The 20,164-nt window shown below is 50.6% G+C and carries 18 protein-coding genes; 13 read left to right on the top strand and 5 right to left on the bottom strand.

The genetic code is table 11. From position 1 onward, the window contains the following. On the bottom strand, window positions 1-1,223 hold a 1,223-nt coding region (locus tag ACYU8Y_RS05980; protein ID WP_460935199.1), incomplete at its 3' end, for a DEAD/DEAH box helicase. A gap of 191 nt (window positions 1,224-1,414) precedes the next feature. On the opposite strand from ACYU8Y_RS05980, the gene ACYU8Y_RS05975 reads away from it, so the two are divergent. The 4 genes from ACYU8Y_RS05975 to ACYU8Y_RS05960 all read left to right on the top strand — a co-directional run bounded on the left by ACYU8Y_RS05975 (window position 1,415) and on the right by ACYU8Y_RS05960 (window position 6,809). Next, window positions 1,415-2,674 (top strand): SMP-30/gluconolactonase/LRE family protein, encoded by a 1,260-nt coding sequence (locus ACYU8Y_RS05975; protein WP_460935177.1) that lies wholly within the window; start codon window positions 1,415-1,417, stop codon window positions 2,672-2,674. Window positions 2,675-2,784: 110 nt separating this feature from the next. Further along, window positions 2,785-4,905, top strand: a complete 2,121-nt coding sequence (locus ACYU8Y_RS05970) for a TonB-dependent receptor (RefSeq protein ID WP_460935175.1) — start codon at window positions 2,785-2,787, stop codon at window positions 4,903-4,905. A gap of 188 nt (window positions 4,906-5,093) precedes the next feature. Beyond that, on the top strand, window positions 5,094-5,729 hold the full coding sequence (locus ACYU8Y_RS05965) for an ABC transporter ATP-binding protein (protein WP_460935173.1): 636 nt from the start codon (window positions 5,094-5,096) through the stop codon (window positions 5,727-5,729). A gap of 6 nt (window positions 5,730-5,735) precedes the next feature. Continuing rightward, complete coding sequence (locus ACYU8Y_RS05960; RefSeq protein WP_460935171.1) at window positions 5,736-6,809, top strand: hypothetical protein; 1,074 nt, start codon at window positions 5,736-5,738, stop codon at window positions 6,807-6,809. A 6-nt stretch (window positions 6,810-6,815) separates the two neighbouring features. Here the strand turns inward: ACYU8Y_RS05960 and ACYU8Y_RS05955 are convergent, their stop codons facing one another. Together ACYU8Y_RS05955 and ACYU8Y_RS05950 are read right to left on the bottom strand one after the other, a co-directional pair. Next, the gene (locus ACYU8Y_RS05955; RefSeq protein ID WP_460935169.1) at window positions 6,816-7,796 is read right to left on the bottom strand and encodes a Gfo/Idh/MocA family protein; all 981 of its coding nucleotides are present in this window, start codon (window positions 7,794-7,796) and stop codon (window positions 6,816-6,818) included. Between the two features lie 322 nt (window positions 7,797-8,118). Then, complete coding sequence (locus ACYU8Y_RS05950; RefSeq protein ID WP_460935167.1) at window positions 8,119-8,283, bottom strand: hypothetical protein; 165 nt, start codon at window positions 8,281-8,283, stop codon at window positions 8,119-8,121. 313 nt (window positions 8,284-8,596) lie between these two features. Between ACYU8Y_RS05950 and ACYU8Y_RS05945 the strand changes: the two genes are divergently transcribed. Further along, window positions 8,597-8,797 (top strand): transposase, encoded by a 201-nt coding sequence (locus ACYU8Y_RS05945; protein ID WP_460935165.1) that lies wholly within the window; start codon window positions 8,597-8,599, stop codon window positions 8,795-8,797. Between the two features lie 138 nt (window positions 8,798-8,935). Here ACYU8Y_RS05945 and ACYU8Y_RS05940 read toward each other — a convergent pair whose 3' ends face one another. Next, window positions 8,936-9,925, bottom strand: a complete 990-nt coding sequence (locus tag ACYU8Y_RS05940; RefSeq protein ID WP_460935163.1) for a helix-turn-helix transcriptional regulator — start codon at window positions 9,923-9,925, stop codon at window positions 8,936-8,938. 195 nt (window positions 9,926-10,120) lie between these two features. Here ACYU8Y_RS05940 and ACYU8Y_RS05935 point away from each other — a divergent pair, with 195 nt between their 5' ends. Genes ACYU8Y_RS05935 through ACYU8Y_RS05920 form a run of 4 tightly spaced genes read left to right on the top strand, consistent with a single transcriptional unit; the run spans window position 10,121 to window position 14,834 of the window. Next, window positions 10,121-10,945 (top strand): carboxypeptidase-like regulatory domain-containing protein, encoded by an 825-nt coding sequence (locus ACYU8Y_RS05935; protein WP_460935161.1) that lies wholly within the window; start codon window positions 10,121-10,123, stop codon window positions 10,943-10,945. Window positions 10,946-10,959: 14 nt separating this feature from the next. Next, on the top strand, window positions 10,960-12,450 hold the full coding sequence (locus ACYU8Y_RS05930) for a TonB-dependent siderophore receptor (protein ID WP_460935159.1): 1,491 nt from the start codon (window positions 10,960-10,962) through the stop codon (window positions 12,448-12,450). Window positions 12,451-12,461: 11 nt separating this feature from the next. Next, window positions 12,462-13,622 carry an alpha/beta hydrolase-fold protein gene (locus tag ACYU8Y_RS05925; protein ID WP_460935157.1) on the top strand — a complete coding sequence of 387 codons (1,161 nt, stop codon included), beginning with the start codon at window positions 12,462-12,464 and terminating at the stop codon, window positions 13,620-13,622. Window positions 13,623-13,628: 6 nt separating this feature from the next. Beyond that, entirely contained in the window at window positions 13,629-14,834 is a 1,206-nt protein-coding gene (locus ACYU8Y_RS05920) for a PepSY-associated TM helix domain-containing protein (protein WP_460935155.1), read from the top strand. Between the two features lie 586 nt (window positions 14,835-15,420). Here ACYU8Y_RS05920 and ACYU8Y_RS05915 read toward each other — a convergent pair. Beyond that, window positions 15,421-16,311 carry an AraC family transcriptional regulator gene (locus ACYU8Y_RS05915; RefSeq protein WP_460935153.1) on the bottom strand — a complete coding sequence of 297 codons (891 nt, stop codon included), beginning with the start codon at window positions 16,309-16,311 and terminating at the stop codon, window positions 15,421-15,423. 116 nt (window positions 16,312-16,427) lie between these two features. Here ACYU8Y_RS05915 and ACYU8Y_RS05910 point away from each other — a divergent pair, with 116 nt between their 5' ends. The 4 genes from ACYU8Y_RS05910 (at window position 16,428) to ACYU8Y_RS05895 (ending at window position 20,156) form a co-directional block, all read left to right on the top strand. Further along, window positions 16,428-17,207, top strand: coding sequence for a phytanoyl-CoA dioxygenase family protein (locus ACYU8Y_RS05910; RefSeq protein ID WP_460935151.1), 780 nt, complete (start codon window positions 16,428-16,430; stop codon window positions 17,205-17,207). Between the two features lie 43 nt (window positions 17,208-17,250). Next, window positions 17,251-18,147, top strand: a complete 897-nt coding sequence (locus tag ACYU8Y_RS05905) for a phytanoyl-CoA dioxygenase family protein (protein ID WP_460935149.1) — start codon at window positions 17,251-17,253, stop codon at window positions 18,145-18,147. Then, entirely contained in the window at window positions 18,144-18,944 is an 801-nt protein-coding gene (locus ACYU8Y_RS05900) for a sugar phosphate isomerase/epimerase family protein (RefSeq protein WP_460935147.1), read from the top strand. The genes ACYU8Y_RS05905 and ACYU8Y_RS05900 overlap by 4 nt, the downstream gene beginning before the upstream one ends. Before the next feature lie 153 nt (window positions 18,945-19,097). After that, the gene (locus tag ACYU8Y_RS05895; RefSeq protein ID WP_460935145.1) at window positions 19,098-20,156 is read left to right on the top strand and encodes a LacI family DNA-binding transcriptional regulator; all 1,059 of its coding nucleotides are present in this window, start codon (window positions 19,098-19,100) and stop codon (window positions 20,154-20,156) included. The last annotated feature ends 8 nt before the right edge of the window (window positions 20,157-20,164 follow it).

The raw sequence follows: 20,164 nt of genomic DNA, 5'->3' as shown, positions 1-20,164 counted from the left end.
CCCTCTCGAGGGCCGCCCTGGAGAGGGCCGCCCTGGAGAGGGCCGCCATCCCGGCGTTTTCTGTTATCGCGCCCGGTCCGGCCCGAGCCTCCTTTGCCACGAAGTCCGCTGAACCGTTTGGGATCGAACACGGGCGATTTACCCATGCCTAACTCTTCGGTGATCGACAGTTTGTCAACCTCCCGTTCGATGAGTTTTTCGATGTTGACAATGCGGTTCTGGTCCTGATCGCTGATAAACGTAATGGCGGTTCCGGTCGTGGCTGCCCGTGCCGTTCGACCAATCCGGTGTACATAATCTTCGGCGTCGCGCGGAATATCGTAGTTAACCACATGGGTCAGGTTATCAATATCGATACCCCGAGACAACACATCGGTAGCGACCAGGATCGGGAACACTTTATTTTTAAAATCCCGCAGCACGACCTCCCGATCATCCTGCTCCAGATCCGAGCTGATGCCCCGCGAATCGTAACCCAGCTTGCTCAACGCCCGCACAATGCTGTTTACTTCCATTTTACGCGACGTGAACAGCACCATGCTCTGAACAGGTTTTGTGCTGTTCGTGATCAGGTGCGCCAGCAACGGCAATTTCTGGTTGTCGAACGCCAGGTAAAATTGCTGGTCAATACCGGCTGCCGGCTTGGATACGGCCAGTCTTATTTCTTCCGGGTCTGTCAGTAATTTCTTCGAGAACTCCCGGATTTTATTGGGCATCGTGGCCGAGAAAAGAAGCGTCTGACGCTTGGCCGGAATTTTCTCAACGATATTCATAATATCGTCAGAAAAACCCATATCGAGCATTTTGTCGGCTTCATCCAGCACCAGGTAGTCAATTTTATCGAACTTGACGTAGCCTAGCTGCATGTGGGCAATGAGCCTTCCAGGCGTCGCAATAATAATATCGGCGCCTGTTTCGAGGGCTTTGCGTTGCTTGTCCCAGTCGTCGCCCTTTCCACCCCCATAAATGGCAATGCTATTGGCCTGAACGAAATAGCCAAATCCTTCTACCTGCTCGTCGATCTGTTTGGCCAGCTCGCGGGTAGGCACCAGAATAAGCGTGCTGGTATGATCGTGGTCCGTGTGCGAGATCCGGTCGAGGAGCGGAATAAGGTAGGCCGCCGTTTTGCCCGTACCGGTTTGAGCGCTGGCAATCAGGTCGCGCCCTTCGAGGATTTTTGGAATAGCCATCTCCTGAATAGGAGTGGCCTTAATGTAATTCATGGCGTCCACGCCGGACAGCAGGTCGTCGTGGAGATTAAATTCCTGAAATGTCAAGGTAACAGCTAGTGAAAGTGAAAAACCGCTGACCTTAACGTCCGGGCCAGCAAACCGCTTGATTTGAAACAAATATAACGAAAAAGGAACAAATAAACCACTGAATTGAGCCTATTCTCCCAATCTCTGCCTACGAAATGAGAGGAGTAATCAGCGGGATTTCCCAGAGCGGTGGCCACTCAACTCCTCGGCCAGATGGGGAAACGATTGCCGGTTCCTTTCTTTCGAAACCTTCCCGAAATTGGGCTGTTACCTTGTATGAACTACCAGCCTATTACCAACGCATGCGATTCAGACTTCTCGTTTCCGTTATTTTTTTCCTTCCGTTCATAAGTCAGGGGCAATCGAACCAGGCTCCCAGGTTGGAAACCGTCGCTGATTTTGGTAAGCATCAGCCCATTGGTCTGGGGGTTTCGCAGCCAACCCCTACCCGACCAGCCCGCATTTTTGTGACATTTCCCAAGAATCCTGAAAACTACACGTACGGGCTGGCTGAAATCAGCACCCGGAACCCAGGCGCTGACCCACGACGCCCTTACCCAAATGCGGAATGGAACCAATGGGATTCATTGAATCCGCAAAACCGGTTCATCAATGTGCAGGCTTTATTCGTTGACCAAACCAATGCGCTGTGGGTACTCGACCCCGCCAGCCCGGCAGGTCAGCGCGCGCTGCCCGACGGCATCAAACTACTCAAAATAAACCTGTCAACGAACCAGGTGGAGAAAATTTACCGTTTCGAGGACCTGCCCCGTGAGCGCACCGGCCTGAACGATGTTCAGGTAGATACCCGCCGACAAATGGCGTACTTATCCGATCCCGGCCGGGCAGCCATCGTGGTGCTGGATCTAAAAACGGGGAAAAGCCGGACGGTTCTCGAAAATGATAAGTCAACCCAGGCGGATCCGGCCTTCGTGCTTACCATTGACGGGAAAGAGGTGCGCGATACAAAAGGCAACCCGTTTCGAAGCAATGTGAACGGCATTGCCCTCACGCATGACTTCAACTTTCTGTATTTCAGGCCCATTACTCAAACGAAGCTTTATCGCATCGCGACGAACTACCTGGTCGACCCGGCGTTGACACCCGCTCAACTCGCTTCACACGTGGAGGTGATGGGCGAAACGGGTGTTTCTCACGGCATGATCGCCGACAAAGCGGGCAACGTTTACCTGACCGATTCGCCCCACAAAGCCATACGTTACTTTACGCCGGATAAACAACTGAAAACGTTGGTGCAGGATGATCGCCTGCTGTGGCCTGATAGTTTCGGCATCGGCGCTGATGGCTATCTATATGTGACGGCCGCTCAAATTCAGCGAACCAAACGGTATAACAACGGTGAGGATAAGGTAGCCTATCCCTTTCGGTTGTATCGCGTACGGCTGCCGAAGTAATCGCTTATTGGCTGGGTCAGGATTTTTGTTTTTAATCGGGCGAAACTCGCGGCATACCCTTATTTCCCCATCGTTAGCACGTACTTTTGTACGATTAATATTGTCGTGTTATGCTCAATCGTTTACCCTTGATCGCTTCTTTCGTTTGCCTTCTTCTTTTTCAGATACCCCTGGCTGCCCAAACCCCTTCGTCGTCACTGGAGGAGGATACACTCCAATTAAATGAAGTCGTGGTGCGTGGCTACGCTACCAATCGGCGGTTGCTGGAAACGCCTGCTTCGGTAGGACTACTCACCCGCCGGGATTTAAACCAGCGCTTTGGCACACCTACGCTGGTACCCGCCCTGAATACTTTGCCGGGTGTCCGGGCTGATGAACGCTCACCCGGTAGCTACCGGCTGGCGATTCGGGGAAGCGCGATCCGCTCCCCGTTTGGCGTTCGGAACATCAAAACCTACTGGAATGAACTTCCTTTGACTGATGCGGGTGGTAATACTCCCCTGAATGCCCTGGACGTGCGGGCGTTAGGGCGAACTGAAGTTATAAAAGGCCCATCGGGCAGCTTGTACGGAGCCGGAACCGGTGGTACCATTCTGTTCAGTGGCCTGGGTGTTCCGGCAGGTAGAAGCAGCGTAGAAGTCTCGGCCCTGGGCGGTAGTTACGGCCTGTATGGCAATGGCCTTTCGCTGCAGACGGGCAAAAATAATTCCGCCATATCGCTTACCTATAACCATTTACAATCTGACGGCTATCGGGATCAGAGTGCCGTTGTGCGTGATAACCTGAGTTTGATCGGCTCGTTTGCCGTCAGTCCCAAACGAACCATTTCAGTGCTGGCCCTCTACTCAGACCTTCACTACCAAACCCCCGGCGGCCTGAACGAAGCTCAGTTCCGGGCCAATCCACGGGCTGCCCGTCCGGCCACGGCCACCTTACCCGGCAGTGCCGAACAGCAGGCAGGCATTTACCAGAAAGTGGGGTATCTGGGTTTTTCGCACGAATACCGCTGGAACGACCGGATTCAGAACACGACCGTTATTTACGGCTCTACGACCGACTTTGCGAATCCATTCATCACGAATTACGAGAAACGGACCGATCAGGGCCTCGGTGGCCGGACGATTACCCAGATTCGACTGGCCACCAGCTCCATTCCTACCGTCGTGACGGTTGGCGCCGAATACCTGCGCAATTTTACGGTCGATCGCAATTTCGGGAATCGGCGCGGCATCGCTGACACTATTCAGACCGACGAAGAGTTGACCGCCCGCCAGTCGACGGTTTTTCTGCAATCGGAAAGTGAGTTACCCGCTCACTTTCGGCTGACGGCGGGCCTGAGTCGCAACGATGTTCGGTATGGTTTCACCCGCTTTCCAACACGAGCCGTTGGCGCTTTGCCGGCAACGCTGCTCGCCCGGAATTTCTCACCCGTTTGGCTACCCCGAGTGGCCTTGCTCCGCACGTTCGGGCAGAACATCGCAGCTTTTGTGAGCATCAGTACGGGCTATTCAGCGCCTTCCAGCCAGGAGGTTCGCCCATCGGCGGGGGGCTTCAACACAACACTCAACCCCGAACGGGGAACAAGCTATGAAGTGGGGTTGCGGGGTTCGGCCCTCAGCAGTCGGCTTCGGTTCGACGTGGCGGTATACCAATTCAAACTGCGCGAAACCATCGTTCGCCGGTCGGATGCAGCGGGTGCCGAATTCTTTGTCAATGCGGGCCGTACCGACCAGCAGGGTCTGGAAGCGCAGCTCAGTTATGATTTCCTGCCGCCCGCTTATTTCTCCTCCCCATCGGGGCTGTTTCGGCTGCTTCGCCTGTGGAATAGCCTGACATTCACCAACTACCGGTTTCGCGATTATCAGCAGGGCAGCGCCGACCTCTCGAACAACAAAGTGCCGGGCGTTGCGCCAACGACCAATGTAACGGGCATCGACGCGGAAACGAAAGCTGGTTTCTACGGGCATGTAACGTATCAGTTTCTAAACCAATTTTCGCTGAACGATGCCAATACCGTCCTGTCTGACCCCACGCAACTACTCCAGGCTACGCTCGGGTTTCGGCACGCACTGGGCAAAAGCTGGCTACTTGACGTCTACGCCAGTGGCGACAATCTGCTCAACAGAACCTACTCATTAGGCTACGACCTGAACGCCGTGGGCAATCGCTATTTCAATGCAGCACCAGCCCGGAATGGCATCGGGGGCGTTCGCGTAAGTGTAAAATGGTAAGCAATGGCTAAGCTCTGTAGAGTCGAGTTAGTGGGGGCAGGTTCTCAAACCTGCCTGTTAAGGTTTCTCAAAACCGAACGACTCCTGTAGTTCGGTTTTGAGAAACCTCACGAGTCCGTTATAAGTAACGGACTTCACGGAACTCGGTAGAATCAGTTACACATTCTTCACAATCCACCAGTCGACACTTGCTCACCGTCTCGAACCTTACCAAATCCTATAACGGTCATCCGGTTCTGACCGTACCTGCACTTCATCTGCCGCCGGGCGTTCATTATTTCCGCGGTGGAAACGGATCCGGGAAAACGACTTTTTTCCGGACGGTCGCGGGCCTTTTACCCTTCTCCGGGCAAATTTTACTGGAAGACCAGTTCGAGATCAACCGTGATCCGGTAGCTTATCGTCTTCGGGTAAATTACGCGGAAGCCGAGCCGCTCTACCCTTCGTTTCTGACGGCCCGGGATCTGGCTGGCTTTGTTGGAAAAACCAAGAAAGCCCCCGCCGGACAGATCGATCGACTGGCCAAAACGTTGGGGGTCGACGCTTTCTGGACACAACCAACAGGCCAGTTTTCGAGCGGCATGCTTAAGAAATTGTCGTTGCTACTGGCATTTCTGGGAACCCCTCGCCTGGTGCTCCTCGACGAACCCCTAACGACGCTGGATGTTGCCACGGCCGAAAAGCTGTTTGCCTATATTCGGCAACTCGGCTCCGAACAGAACGTTTCGTTTCTGCTCACCTCCCACCAGGATATTAGCCTGACGGGGCTGACCTTAACGGGCGTCTGGCAGGTTGGTCACGGCGTCATTTCACGGGCAACTTAATCGACGATGCTGGCGGTTCTAAACAAGGTTTTTGTTCGTGCGTTCTACGTCAAAAACGCAGGCACTTTTCTGGTACTGATTCTAGTGGCCTTCGGCTTTTTGAGCGCGGTTGAACACAAGGCGCTCATTCTGGCCGCGCTTGGATCGCCATTTTTCCTGGCGCTTGTCTTCGGCTTGTGGGGCTTGTATTTACTAAAAACCATTGCGTTTGTCAGGCAGACATTAACGGCTCCCGAACACCTTTTCCTGCAAACGTTCTGGCTCCTTCCCACAGCCAACCGCTGGCTCCTCTGGCTTGCTGTTCAAACGGCGTTGTTTGCTCCGGTTCTTGGATATGCTGGCTGGATGCTTCAGCTAGCGGCTCAGCATAGGCACTGGGATTCGTTGGCAGCTATTGTACTGGTCAACGTAGCGCTGATCGGAATGGGAGTCGGCATGGCTGATTATCGACTGCGACACCCGAACCCAAACGCCCTCCGTTTACCCCATCTAACCCTAAAGCTGCCCTACGAACTTTTTTTTCCAACGTACTGGCTTCGGCACGAACCCCTCTCGTTGCTGTTAACCAAAACCTTTTCGGGCCTACTGCTCGCTGGCGTTTGCCGCCTGTATCCGACCGATGACTACGACCAGCGATTACTGCTTATTGGCCTGTTACTGGCCGTGCTGGGACATTCGCAGGTAGGTGGCCAGGTGAGCCTGTTCGAGCGGCAGTATCTGCTTTTTCTGCAAAATCTCCCACTAGCCTGGTGGCAGCGTTTCGCTCGGTATACGCTTATGTACGGGCTTCTTTGGCTACCCGAATTACTGATTCTGGTACGAAATTGTCCCGCGGGTATTCCGCTCGATTATGTCTTCTGGCTCTGGCTAACGGGCTGGGGCGGCATTCTCCTCCTGCATAGTCTGGCGTATGGGTATGCGGCTCTGCCTGAACGCTGGTTGTCGGGTGTGCTGGCCAGCTTCATTGGCGGTTTACTGGCCATTATGTTCGGCCTACCCGTCGGAATCTGGCTGGCCTTGACGTGGACGGGCGCGCTCGGCTACTGGTATTGGTCGTTTGGTCGGCGGATGACTGTATAAAGTAGGTTATCGGGCGGTTATCCAGTCCAGTAAGCTACTGGATTTCGCGCCGGTTTCTCCCGTGCTTGGACTTTTTTCTCCGCCCCTGAGTTCATTCACGATGAGTTCAATAAGTGGTTGCTGGACGTGTTCCGGAAACGGAACCGTATGTAGTTCAGAACCCGTTTCGGTCTCGACAGTAATGACAAAATTCTCAAAAAAAGAAAACGTAATCTTCCCGCTTGAACCAACAAGCTGGGTTTGTTCCAGGCGCTGTTCCTTGTTCACCGTAAAGCACCAGTTGCCCGTTCCCACTACGCCCGACTCGAATTCAAAATTGGCGGTAACAATATCGTCGGCAGCATACAATCCGGCCTGATTCCGGGCGATGCCGGTAGCGGTTTTGATGGGTCCAAGGGCAAATTCGAGAAAATCAAACTGGTGGGAAGCCAGGTCGTGGAAATGACCGCCACCCGAAACTTCGGGAGATACGCGCCAGCCGAGTCGGGGTTGCTCATCGGTTTCGCCCTCTTTCGGTTGCCAGTTCAACTGAACATGAACATACCGAATAGCACCGATAACGTTCTGGTCGATCAGTTCCTTTACCTTCAGAAAATAAGGAAGCGCCCGTCGGTAAAAAGCCACAAACAGCGGTACGCCCGTTTCGCGACTTACCTGATTCATCGCTTCGCACTCCGCCGAATTCAGCGCCATCGGTTTTTCGACATACACGGGTTTTCCGGCCCGCATCGCCCGAATGGCATAATCGGCATGACTATCGGGAGGTGTCGCCACGTAAACTGCATTCACATTGGGGTCGTTGATGAGCGCTTCGGCGTCGTCGTACCAGGTTGGCACGTGGTGTCGCCGGGCATAATCGGCGGCCTTTTCGGCATCTCTCCGCATAACGGCTACGAGCGCTGAATTAGGCACTTTATTAAAGGCCTGCCCACTTTTCAATTCGGTAACGTCGCCACAACCAATAATACCCCATTTGACCTGATCCATACGTTTTGTTTCTCCTGAAGATGTATACCGCATCTAAAGTCGCTTCAGGTCAAATACTATTCATTATCCCTACAACTTACCCGGATTGCTGACCCGTTCGGCTGATAAATTTCCGGTTGCCCTGCCACAGTCGGCCGGACTTTCACGTACGGATCTTTATTCATGTATGCTAAGGCAAGTTCGGCATATATTGGTGTGGATAGTGTTTTCAAAACGCTGGCTCTGATAGGGCCAGCGTTTTTTGTTTTCCGTGTCTGAGATGACACGGACGGATCTCATAAAGGGGTATTTCTTCCAAACGGATACTGTTGGCGAATTCCCTTTAGGTCGTTATTAGAGGCATCAATCGCAAAAAAGTGGCCTGACGGTTTTTTGCGATTGGCACTTCATTGAGCCAGTCGACAAGGCGCCACAAATTCATCGCCGTGGCAATAAAGACATTTTGTAGATGCGTTTTGGCTAGGTCAATGTAGCGCGAGCGTCGCATCCCAAAGCCACGCACACCCTGCGAAAGAGTGCCTTCAATGCCTGCCCGATGATTATACAGTAGGGACTAATTGGCTTGACTGCCAGGCTACGACGTTTGGTCAGGGTACATTTTGAACGATCCCCACAAGGTCTGTAGTCTTTTTGAGAAAACCGGATCCAGACACGAAGCTGGCCTTTTTCTTGCAATCGGGCCCAGGATTGAGAGCGATGCCCTTGGGGGTAGGTGGCCTGTTGGATGTTCCAATCGATTTGGAAGTCCGCAGCCGCATACCCCTCACCGGCCATAGCCGGCCACTTCTGGTCTTTCCAGGATGGCCCCACTAAATCGGCTTAAACGCAAGCGTAAACACGATTTACGCCCAATAATGAATATAATATTATGGCTACCCCGAACGGGAGCCCAATGGCGGAATCTACCTGAAGAATGGCCGATTTGGCAGGGCGTTTATTATTGTTTATCCGCTGGATCTGCCTGTTCATTTGATGGACCGGTTAAAATCAGCTACGACTAAACACCGCAAAGAAATTGCCCAGAAACAAATCGACGACTCAGGGCCTGAGCATTAATCCTTACTAATGTTACTAAGGCTGAATAAGTGGATTTAAACTGGGAAGCTTGCTAAAAGTTCAAGTCATTGGTTTAAAGTCGCTCATCCCTTTAACTCGCGGGGTAAATAGCCAAATTTTCGTTTGAAGGCGGTTGTAAAATGTTGCGGATTTTTGTAACCAACAGAATAGGCAATTTCAGCAATGGTACTGTGTTGCTGGCCAATAAGCCGTTTGGCCCGTTGCATCCGTAAATCGGTCAGGTACCCAAATACGGTCTTCTTGAATAGCTGTTTAAATCCTTTCTTCAGGCTATACTCATTCAAGGCTGACAGCTCAGCGATCTGCGATAGCGAGAAGGTCGTATCCAGATTATTGTCCAGCCACTCTTTCACAAAATGCAATTTTTCGACCTCTTTTTTAGGTAAAGGAGCGTACGAATTACCCTGATTATGCTGGTTGAACTGATCGACTTGCAGCGTCAGCAACTCCAGAATTTTGGCTTCCAGATACACTTTTCGCAACATGCCGTCGTAAGGACAATGAATAAAATCCAGGATTGTCTGCTTCATCAATGGAGTGATCGGCAAACATTCGGTGCAGAATTGAGTGGGCCTGTTTTGTACCAGATGGGTACCAAATGCTCCTAAAATGCTTAAGTCCTGATGGAATAGCTTCTTTAAATACGCCGGTTCGAGCAGAATTTCCAGGGTGTATCGATGACAGGCCGGGTAATAAAGACGACCTTTCACTTCAGGGAAGTAAAATAACTGATGCCTGCCATTCAGAATAAGGGTGTTCAGGCAATCTTTAGTCTGGCGAAGAAAATCAGAATGCCCCTCCAGCTCAAACTGCATCTTCAGAAAAGGAAAGTTATGATCGACCTCGATGATCAGGGGTTTACTCATCCACTGATCTCGATGCACCACCCGAATGCCTTCCATGAGTACTTCGTGGGTTGTTCCCTGAAGGGTAGGATAAGGCAAAATACGAGTCCGTTCAATCAGCCCCTGTGTTGTTCCTAAACCTTCCGGGTATTCTTTCACGATAATCAGCTCAGTGAAGTCTTCGCTTCTATAGATTGATCGCATCATCTTTTTTCGGCATAAATGCTCCGTTTGGCGGTACCTCCTCGGAGAAAAACTCATCTACTTTTGCGAAAGTATAAAATTAATTAGAATTAGTCTAAACAAAGGACATAACACTGACTCATGCAGCAGTGATGTTGGCAGGTTTTTAGGCATGACTTATGCCGCTGGTAGTGTCTCCTTTGAGAAAATCACGTATCTATGAAAAAATTATATGTACTTCTGATTGGCTTGCTGGGATTAAGTATATCGGGCATAGCTCAGTCTGGAAAATTCCTGTCCATTCAAGGCAACGTTCTTACAGAAGATCGGCAGCCAATTGCAAACATCCCCGTTCGCATTACCCCGCTTAATAAAGTGGCTGTTACCAATGAGGAGGGTGTGTTTGTATTTTACTCTCTGGCTCCTGGTACGTATACGCTGACTATTTCTCTGCTGGGCCATGCTCCGCTAGTACAATCGGTAACGGTGGAAGCTGGTCAAACGATAAAACCTGTCATCTCGCTTCAAACGGCTGCCTTGCAGCTCAGCGAGGTAGTGGTATCAGCCGCTAAGAAATTCGCCGAAAAACAAAGCGACGACGTGGCCCGATTGCCGCTTAAGAATCTGGAAAATCCTCAGGTGTATACCGTCGTTCCCAAAGAACTTCTTAAGGAGCAGTTAACGACGGACATTGAAAAAGCCCTGCAATCGGCTCCCGGATTAAACACCATTGCAGCGAGTGTCGGGTCGGGCGGAATTGGGCTCAGCCTGCGAATGCGTGGATTTAGCAGTGGTACAAACGCCGGAGCGGTACGTAATGGCCTGAATACCAACTTTAGTACGATTTCAGACCCGGTGAATCTGGAAAGTATTGAAGTAATTAAAGGACCGTCCAGCACCTTATTTGGCTCAACGATGATTAACTACGGTGGACTGATCAACCGGGTTACCAAGAAACCGTTTGATTTTTTCAAAGGAGAGGTCAGTTATACCACGGGTAGCTGGGGGTTAAGTCGCCTGACGGCCGATGTGAATCTGCCCTGAACAAATCCGTATCGATGCGAATCAATACGGCCCTGCATTCTGAACGTAGTTTTCAGGACTATGGCAAAACCAATACTTCTGTTTTTGCCCCTGCTTTCCGTTACACCGTGAATGACCGTCTGACGCTCGACCTGGACTTTGAACTGTTTAAAACGGCCCGCAACACCACCTACATTGGATCTCCGGGTGCTGGGTTGAAAGCCAAAAACTTTGATGACCTTCATCTGGACCCTTCGTTCTCCTATACGTCGGATGAGATTCAGAGTAAGGCTAATGTATTCAATGCGTTCGCCAAAGCCACCTACAAAATTTCGGAACACTGGACTTCACAAACGGCCTTTTCGTATGCCAGTACCGAAAATAACGCCAATTACCTGTTTTTGCTGATGACTACCGATACCTCCCTGACACGTCGGCTGATGAATATACCGAGCAACTTCGGGGTCAATCAGATTCAGCAGAACTTTATCAGTGATGTGAAATGGGGGTCTGTTCGGAATCGTTTGCTGGTAGGTCTCGACTATACGCAGATCACGTCCACAGATCGGCGGGGTACAATCGGGGCCTATGACGTCGTAAAAATAAACCAGGCTCCGGCCTATATTTCGAATGCGGCCTTTCAACAAAAACTGGCAGGCTTACCCTATTCCAGTTACAAACGTAATTTTCAGACATACAGTGTCTATGCTTCTGACGTGATTAATCTGACGGAGACTATTCTGGCGATGGCCAGTGTTCGCATCGACCGGTATACGAGCCAGTTCGACAACTATTCTCAAACGTCGGTATCGCCCAAACTGGGGGTTGTTTACCAAATCGTGAAGAACAGAGTTTCGCTCTTTGGAAATTACATGAATGGCTTTAAAAACGTAGCACCTGGTACTGTAGCCGCTAATCCTACCACAACCACGCCGTTCAAGCCGGAACAGGCCAACCAGCTTGAAGGTGGCATCAAGGCTGAACTACTGGACGGAATGCTTTCGGGTACGCTGAGCTATTACGATATTCAGGTCGTCAACAAAGTACGAACCGATCCCGCCAATCCACTCTATTCCATTCAGGACGGTACCCAGCATAGCACCGGTTTTGAAGCCGACCTGATTGCCAACCCGGTTCGGGGACTAAATCTGATTCTGGGGTATGGCTATAACAAAAGCGTATATACCAAAGCCGAGGCTTCCGTTCAGGGAAAACACCCGTATTCCACTCCTCCTCACGCCGGAAATTTCTGGCTGAGCTACAAAGTGATGCAGGGGAAAGTGAACGGTTTAGGAGCTGGTCTGGGAGGTAATTTTCAGAGTAAGTCCTATCTGGACGATGCAAACACGTTTACGATCAATGGCTTTTCCAAGTTCGACGCTACGGTTTTTTATGATCAGCCTTCATTTCGATTCGGCCTCAAACTCAATAACCTGACGAATCAACACTACATCGTTGCCGATTACTGGGGTGCTTTTCAGCCTCCACGGCAGTTTGTGGCCAATCTTACCTACAAATTCCAGTAATGTATTCCTCCATGAACAGGTTTATAGCTTCATGGATCGCTATCATCGGCACGTTGTTGCTGATGATAGCGATTCCAACGCAGAGCCGTGGGCAGTCATCGACGTTGGTGCTTGGTCAAAAACGAAGTCTGCATTCGGCCATTTTGGGGGAAGAGCGGCACTATTGGGTGCATGTACCGGCCAGCTATGGTAATGCCAAGTATTCCACCCAAACGTATCCCGTTGTTTATCTGCTGGACGGTGACAGCCATTTCCATTCCCTGACGGGTATCAACCAGTTTCTGAGTAAGGGGCCGTATGCTCGTATGCCCGAAATGATCATCATCGGCATTCTTAATACCGACCGTACCCGCGATTTAACTCCTACCCATGCCGATCTGCAATCCTTCAACGGCTTGTCAGCTTCTTTTCCGAACAGTGGGGGCGGAGAAAATTTCCTTCGCTTTTTAACCCAGGAATTGCTCCCCACGATCGAATCGGCCTACCGAACCAATGGCTACCAAATACTGATCGGGCATTCCTTCGGCGGGTTAACCGTCATGAATACCTTTCTGAAGCACACAGAGGTATTCAACGCCTATGTAGCCATTGATCCGAGTATGTGGTGGGATCAGGAACGGTTGTTACGTACCGTTCCTGACGCGTTTCAGAAAGACCGGTTTGCGGGCAGGAACCTCTACGTAAGCCTGGCTCACAAGGAGCATACGGCCATCGATACAACCACTGAACATACTCGGGCCATCCAAAAACTGGCAAACTTGTTACAGAAAACCGCCCCTAAAAACCTTCGCTGGAAGTACCAGTATTTTGCCGATGAAGACCATGGCTCTGTTCCGTTAGCCTCGGCGTTATATGCCCTGAAATTTATTTTTGATGGCTACCAGACGCATGTTAAAGAGTTGGCCATCAAACCAAAATTATACGCGGAATCGTACCAGCGGCTTTCCAGACAGCTTGGCTTTACGTTCCTCCCACCCGAATACCTTACCGACGAGATTGGGCAATACTGTCTGAAAAACAAAAAGCTCGACGCTGCCCAGGCTTTTTTTGAACTGAATCATCAGAATTATCCGAAAAGCCAGCACGCCCTAACCGTACTGGCTGACCTTTACCAGCAGAAGGGAGAGACCGAAAAAGCCAATCAACTAAAAAAGCAGCTTTCTCAACACTGAACGAGTATGAAAAAAGATACGGTACCTGCTTCTAAAAAAGGGAAATCCTGGCTTAGCCGAACCATCGCCTGGATTCATTTATGGCCCAGTCTGATTTCGGGCGTATTACTGGTTTTCATCTGCCTGACGGGGACAATTATTGTCTATTGCGACGAAATCATTGATGTTGCTAACCGGGATGTGTTATACGTTCCTGAAGTCAAATCGACTCGGTTACCCATCGAGACCTTACTCGCCAACTATAAAAAGGCGTATCCCAAACGCAGGAATCCGGGGTATACGGTCGTGTATAAAGATCCAGCCCGGTCGGTCAAAATGAATTCCTACGACCCGAAGAATGGATTACGGTTTGTGTTCATGGACCCCTACACCGGGAAAATTCTCAAAGAAGACAGTACCATTCATTTCTTTTATGTTACGGCTCACCTGCACGCCATGCTGCTCTGGCATGGCGTCGGTGATTGGATCGTAGCCATCGGAACCATCATTTTTCTGATTGAACTCATCACGGGCCTGGTGTTGTGGAGGCCTGCCAAATGGACCAAAGCGACCCGTGATGCCAGTTTTACAGTCAAATGGAAGGCTTCGTTCAAACGACTGAATTACGACTTACACAACGTAGTGGGCTTCTTTGGACTTTCCATGGCCATTATCCTGACCCTGACGGGTTTGCTGATTGCGTTTCAACCGCTGGCAACATTCACTATCGAGGCTCTTGGGGGTAAGGGCGATCTGAAAGCTATTCAGAAACACTTCCCTGTTTTTCAGGGCGATAAGCCTTCGACCTCGCTGGGGTCGGCTCTCGAAAAGGCCTTTCAGAAATATCCTGACAAAGCCCAGGCTCAGCTATACACATTCAATGCGGACTCTACGGGTTTTTATACGCTGGTGGTAGCCAAACGAATCGGCTTGAAAAGTGCCGATGATCCTGCCTTTTTTTTCGTTGATCGCGTAACGGGACGGGAAGTCAACCGCCCACAGGAGGCCCAGTGGTACAAACAGATTGAGAATGGGTATTGGTCTCTGCACATGGGAACATGGCTGGGGCCAGTCGGCAAATTCCTGACGTTTTTGGGAGGAATTATCTGCACCAGTTTGCCGATTACCGGATTTTTGATCTACTGGAACCGCCGGAAGAAAAAGCCTGTAGCCCAGCGGAAACTGGTGTCACGGCTGAAACCAAATGATAATGAACGGATTCGTCTGTCATAGCGTGAGCAGGCACTATAATTAACTACAAATCAGTATGTTTGCCGCACCGGCGGACCGGTCGGATGACAGGAAGTGTAGCGAAAGAAGTTTACTAAGCTTCCATTTTAGCGAGGCTTCCGAGTTGTTTTCAATTTCAGACCTAAATCTACTGTCCACGGCAAACCGATACAAAGACGCATGTAATGTTGAAATTGATTTTGTAAAGTAAACATGCGGCCTGGTGCAATGCTTATCCCCTTTTTCAGGGCAACTTTATAGAGGGTGGTTGTACTCAGTTCGTTCGGTAACTCGACCCATAGAGCAAGACCTCCCTGAGGTTGACTTATTTTCGTTCCGGGTGGAAAGTAATCGGAAACCTGTGGCGCCTTGTCAACTGGCTGAATGAGGTGCCCTTAGCCAGGACACGCCAAGCAGCTTTTGTACGATTAATCCCTCAAGACTATGCCACTGCTTAGATTCGCCAACAGGATCCGTTAGGAAGAAGACCCCCATTAGGGAGAGGGACTTTCACCCTCACGATTATCAAGTTATCAAGGTGTTATTTACGTTCACCTTGTCATCCGTCCCTGAGTTATTCACTCATAAGCTATTCTGCTTTTAATACCCTTCCCAGCGAATTGCGGTAATCAGTTGGCGTCACACCCGTATACTTTTTAAAAACGGTAGCGAAATACTGCGAAGATGAAAAATTAAGCTGGTAGGCCGTCTCCGTAACGGTATTGTCGCCGGTTCGTTGCAACAGGACTTTGGCTTCCGCAATCCGTAAGCGCAGAATGTAATCCGCCGGGGGCATACCGAACTCTTTTTTAAACCAGCTCTTGAAATGCGAATCCGAGAAGTTCAACTGGACGGCCAGTTCGTCGATGGTGAGGTTGGTGTGTAGGTTGGCGCGAATGTACTGACTGATCTTAATTTTCTGGTCGGACGGCCGCGATTCCATGCTCTGGTGAGAGCACTGAATCACCGTTAATAAAAAACTGGTCAGCAGGTTCATAATCTGAATCCGGCGCAACGAATCGTGAGGATTCTTGTACAGCGTAAACAGATCATCCAGTATTTTTTTCAGCGTTCGGTTGCCTTTGAAATGGCGGCTGGGCAACGTGAGCAACGCCTGGGTCAGCGCCGATGCGTCCGAAGCCGCGAAGTCCAGAAATGGCCCCTCCGTGGGCACCTTGATAATGAGCCAGTACAAAGCCCCTTTCTCTTCGGGATGGTGGGCAGTACCGTGCAACTCGCCGGGGAAGGTGACGAACACATCCCCTCCTTTCACGTAAAACTCCTGCCCGTCTACCGCATAGACCTGCAATCCCTTTTCGCAGTAACAGATTTCCATCATCCCTTCGTGAGCGTGCTCGGGCAGGCCACTCTGTGCGTGCGTGTAGCGATAGCGACCAAGTCGGTGCACGTCGGTGATATTAAATGCATCGAGCTGGATAATGGTGCGCTCGGCCGTCGAGCGGTTTTCGAAATCATCCATGTATGAAATTGTATGTTCCTACTATAGCGAAAGACAAACCTCTGCCCGATCGCTACTTTTGACTAAACTATTTGCCCCGAGACGAAAAATACAAAATATACTTATAGAACCCGCTCATGACTACTCCGCTCTTAACGCCCGAACAGGTCCAGTTTTTCCGTGAGAACGGCTATCTGATTGTCTACAACCTGGTTTCTCCCGAAGAAGTAGAACAATACAAAGCCATTTACGATGATTTTTTATCGGGACGGATTGACGCCGGGCTGAACCGCTCGGATCTGGGAGCAGGAATTGGGACAAACACCGGCAAAGAAAACATCACCCAGATCATGTGGCCCAGCGATTTTGTACCGCAAGTTCTGGACATGCCGTTTCACCAGCGCGCTACGGCCATTTGCAAAGAACTGCTCGGCGATGACTCCGAAATGGACTTCGACATGCTGATCGATAAGGCCCCCCACACGGATACGATTACGCCCTGGCACCAGGACGAAGCCTATTGGCTCAACGTACCCGATAAACGGGCGGCTACCTGCTGGCTGGCCCTCGACGATGCCAAAGTCGACAACGGTTGCATGTGGTTCGTGCCCGGCTCCAACCTGAACGAAGTGCGGGCGCATCGCTTTGCCGGGGCCAAAGGCGGGGCGCTCATGTGCGATGCGACCGAAGAAGAAGGCGTTCCGGTGGAATTGCCGACAGGTTCGTGTACCTTTCACGGGGGACGTACCCTGCATTACAGCCGGGGGAATTGCACTGACAACAAACGACGGGCGTTCATCATCAATTTTCGCCCCAAAGCGATGATCGAGCTGGAACGCGCCAATGGCTTCGATCATGGCCGCCAGAATGCCAGTGACCGAAAACTGAAAAACGAAGAGTTTGACAAAGGAAACTGATTCGTGTAAAACCGCCCGAATCTTTTTATACCCCACTAAACCAATGACTGTTTCTTACCTTGACCTTTCGACTATTCATAAACGCGTTACGGATTTGTTCCATTGGCCGGAAACCGCATCCGACTGGGATCAATATCGGCTGACAGATGATCAGATTAGCCACTATCAGGAATACGGCTACGTCAGTAACATCAAATTTTTCGATGCCCACCAGGTTGACGAGTTGACTCGTGAATTGCAGGGAATCGTTGATCCGGCGCATCCGGGTAATGCATTTTTCCATGAGTTTTACGCCAACGAGTCTTCTGATCCGAATGCAACACTATTTCATGCGCTGGGTGCCTGGCGAATCACCCCCGGTTTCCACGACATTCTCTGGAATCCGGCGTTTGTGATGGCGGCCAGTCAGTTGCTGGACGAACGTGCGGTACGTTTCTGGCACGATCAATTGTTCTATAAACCGGCGTTACACGGGGGCGTAGTGGCCTGGCACCAGGATTATTCGTACTGGACCCGCACGATTCCGATGCACCACCTGACCTGCTGGATCGGCCTGGACGATTCCACCACGCGCAACGGTTGTCTGTATTACGTGCCGGGCAGCCACCGGTGGGGATTGCTCGATAAGCCGGAGCTGGCGGGTGACATGAACGGTCTGGACCAGTACCTGACGCCCCAGCAAAAAGCGGAATTCAAACCCGTACCGATTGAATTAAAGCGGGGTTACGGCACCTTCCATCACCCCCTGCTGGTACACGGTTCGTACGAAAATAAGTCAGAGCGTATGCGCCGGGCGGTTGTCCTGAACGTATTCGCCGACGGTACGTTGTCCGACACCGATAACGCCTTGATGCCAGGGGCTATACCGATTCCGAAAGGCACCCAAATGAGCGGCCAATTTCATCCGTTGTTGTTTGACCCTTTAACAGACGTAGCATGAAGATTCTTTTTTTCTGCACAACCTGGGGACAAAAACAATCGGGCTGGACTGATTTTTTTCGCCAGGTCAAAGCCGCTGGCTACGATGGCGTTGAAACGGGATTGCCGCCCGAACAGGAAGCCGACGAGTTTGTCGCTGGACTTGAACGACATAGCCTTGCGTTCATTGGACAGCACTGGGAAACGGCAACGTCGGATTTTGACGCGCATGTACGATCGTACGAACAAGTCCTGAGCAAGCTGGCTGCGATGCGTCCCCTACTGATCAACTCGCATACGGGCAAAGATTATTTCCGGTTCGAGCAAAACCGTCGGCTGATCAACCTGGCGGCCACCATCGAGGCTGATTCCGGCGTACCGATCACGCACGAAACACACCGGGGCCGGTTTGCCTTTGCCGCGCACGTAACAGCTGATTACATACAGGCTATACCCAATTTGAAACTGACGCTGGACATTTCGCACTGGTGTACCGTAGCCGAAAGTTTACTGCAAGACCAGCCGGAAGCCGTGGATGTAGCCATCGCCCATACGGCGCATATCCACGCCCGGATCGGTTTTGAACAGGGGCCGCAGGTTTTCGATCCAATGGACGAAACGAGTAGAGATGCGCTCAATTTTCATTTGCAATGCTGGGACAAAATCATTCATCAGCAAAAAGAGCGGGGCACTACGCAGATGACGATTACCACCGAGTTTGGCCCGTCGCCCTACATGCCGGGGCGACAACCCGCCGTTAATCAATGGGCGTACAACGTCCAAATGCTACGGCTGCTAAACGAACGATACACCGACTAACTTGATATGAACGGTAAAGACTACAGAACCTCAGGCACGGATCGGGTTTACAAAACTCTCCGGTTGTTTTCAGGACAAGACAATGGTTATTATTGCAGAACTTTACAATAGGTTATACCCTTTAGTCACTTGTGCTGACCGTCTACCCAACTGATGAAAAAAAAGGAATTACAGGGAGTTAAGGAAATAGCCCGACGAGCTAACGTAGCGATTGCCACCGTTGACCGGGTGATTCATAACCGGACTGGCGTTTCAGCTAAAACACGGGAGAAAATCAACAAAATCATTGCTGAGCTTAACTACCAGCCAAACCTGTTAGCCCGACGACTAGCGTCGGGAAAGATTATCTCAATTGCTGTTTTAATTCCTTCTGTCACTGAGGAGACAGATTTTTGGGAGGCTCCTTTACAAGGCATCCGGCAGGCCGAAGCCGAAATTAGATCGTATGGAATCAATGTAAATCTGTTCTTTTTTGAACTAAATGACCCTGACTCCTTTATTACACAGACAAATCGAATTCTGGATTCCCACATCGATGGTGTTGTCTTAGCCCCTTCATTTGTTGATGAAGCTCAGGAATTCACCACTGCCTGTCAGGCAAAAGGTATCCCCTTTATTTTTATAGACGCCGATATACCGAGCCAACAAAGCCTGTCTTATATCGGGCCACCTTTATTTGAAAGTGGTTATCTGGCCGGAAAACTAAGCACATACAAACTTCAGGAAACCAGTAAACTGCTGGTTGTCAATATTGCTACGTCGATAGATAGCTTTACGTACAAGCAGATTGAGAGCGGTTTCAGAACTTATTTTTCGGATCATAAACTGACGTATCCAATTCTGCGAGCCGATATTCAACAAACTGATTTTTCGTCTATTGCGAACCACCTTCAACAGGTATTTGATGCGCACACCGGCATTGATGCGGTTTTCGTTAGTAATTCCAGAGTGTTCTCGGTAGCTCGCTTTCTAGCTAGTCGGCAGTCCATTCAAAAGCCTCTCTTGATTGGCTATGATTTTGTAAACGAAAACATCCGCTTTTTAACCAGCGGAATCATCGATTTTCTAATCTGCCACCAACCCAAAGATCAGGGCTACCGCAGTATAATGGCGCTGTATCAACATCTGGTTCTATCAATTCCCGTCGCCAAAGAATACTACATGCCAATCGATATTGTCACTCGGGAGAATCAGGCTTTTTATCGAAACTAGTTCACTAG

The sequence above is a fragment of the Spirosoma humi genome, assembly GCF_054776575.1.
Note: the sequence above shows the minus strand (reverse complement) of the source record. Positions and strands in the feature narration are given on the sequence as shown.

Bases quoted from the DNA above. Each gene is read 5' to 3' on its own strand.
- ACYU8Y_RS05950 (WP_460935167.1), bottom strand. From the start codon at position 8,283: ATGCGACGCTCGCGCTACATTGACCTAGCCAAAACGCATCTACAAAAT.
- ACYU8Y_RS05900 (WP_460935147.1), top strand. From the start codon at position 18,144: ATGAAGATTCTTTTTTTCTGCACAACCTGGGGACAAAAACAATCGGGC.
- ACYU8Y_RS05935 (WP_460935161.1), top strand. From the start codon at position 10,121: ATGAAAAAATTATATGTACTTCTGATTGGCTTGCTGGGATTAAGTATA.
- ACYU8Y_RS05905 (WP_460935149.1), top strand. From the start codon at position 17,251: ATGACTGTTTCTTACCTTGACCTTTCGACTATTCATAAACGCGTTACG.
- ACYU8Y_RS05915 (WP_460935153.1), bottom strand. From the start codon at position 16,311: ATGGATGATTTCGAAAACCGCTCGACGGCCGAGCGCACCATTATCCAG.
- ACYU8Y_RS05910 (WP_460935151.1), top strand. From the start codon at position 16,428: ATGACTACTCCGCTCTTAACGCCCGAACAGGTCCAGTTTTTCCGTGAG.
- ACYU8Y_RS05975 (WP_460935177.1), top strand. From the start codon at position 1,415: ATGAGAGGAGTAATCAGCGGGATTTCCCAGAGCGGTGGCCACTCAACT.
- ACYU8Y_RS05970 (WP_460935175.1), top strand. From the start codon at position 2,785: ATGCTCAATCGTTTACCCTTGATCGCTTCTTTCGTTTGCCTTCTTCTT.
- ACYU8Y_RS05930 (WP_460935159.1), top strand. From the start codon at position 10,960: ATGCGAATCAATACGGCCCTGCATTCTGAACGTAGTTTTCAGGACTAT.
- ACYU8Y_RS05945 (WP_460935165.1), top strand. From the start codon at position 8,597: ATGGCCCCACTAAATCGGCTTAAACGCAAGCGTAAACACGATTTACGC.
- ACYU8Y_RS05960 (WP_460935171.1), top strand. From the start codon at position 5,736: ATGCTGGCGGTTCTAAACAAGGTTTTTGTTCGTGCGTTCTACGTCAAA.
- ACYU8Y_RS05925 (WP_460935157.1), top strand. From the start codon at position 12,462: ATGAACAGGTTTATAGCTTCATGGATCGCTATCATCGGCACGTTGTTG.
- ACYU8Y_RS05940 (WP_460935163.1), bottom strand. From the start codon at position 9,925: ATGATGCGATCAATCTATAGAAGCGAAGACTTCACTGAGCTGATTATC.
- ACYU8Y_RS05920 (WP_460935155.1), top strand. From the start codon at position 13,629: ATGAAAAAAGATACGGTACCTGCTTCTAAAAAAGGGAAATCCTGGCTT.
- ACYU8Y_RS05955 (WP_460935169.1), bottom strand. From the start codon at position 7,796: ATGGATCAGGTCAAATGGGGTATTATTGGTTGTGGCGACGTTACCGAA.
- ACYU8Y_RS05895 (WP_460935145.1), top strand. From the start codon at position 19,098: ATGAAAAAAAAGGAATTACAGGGAGTTAAGGAAATAGCCCGACGAGCT.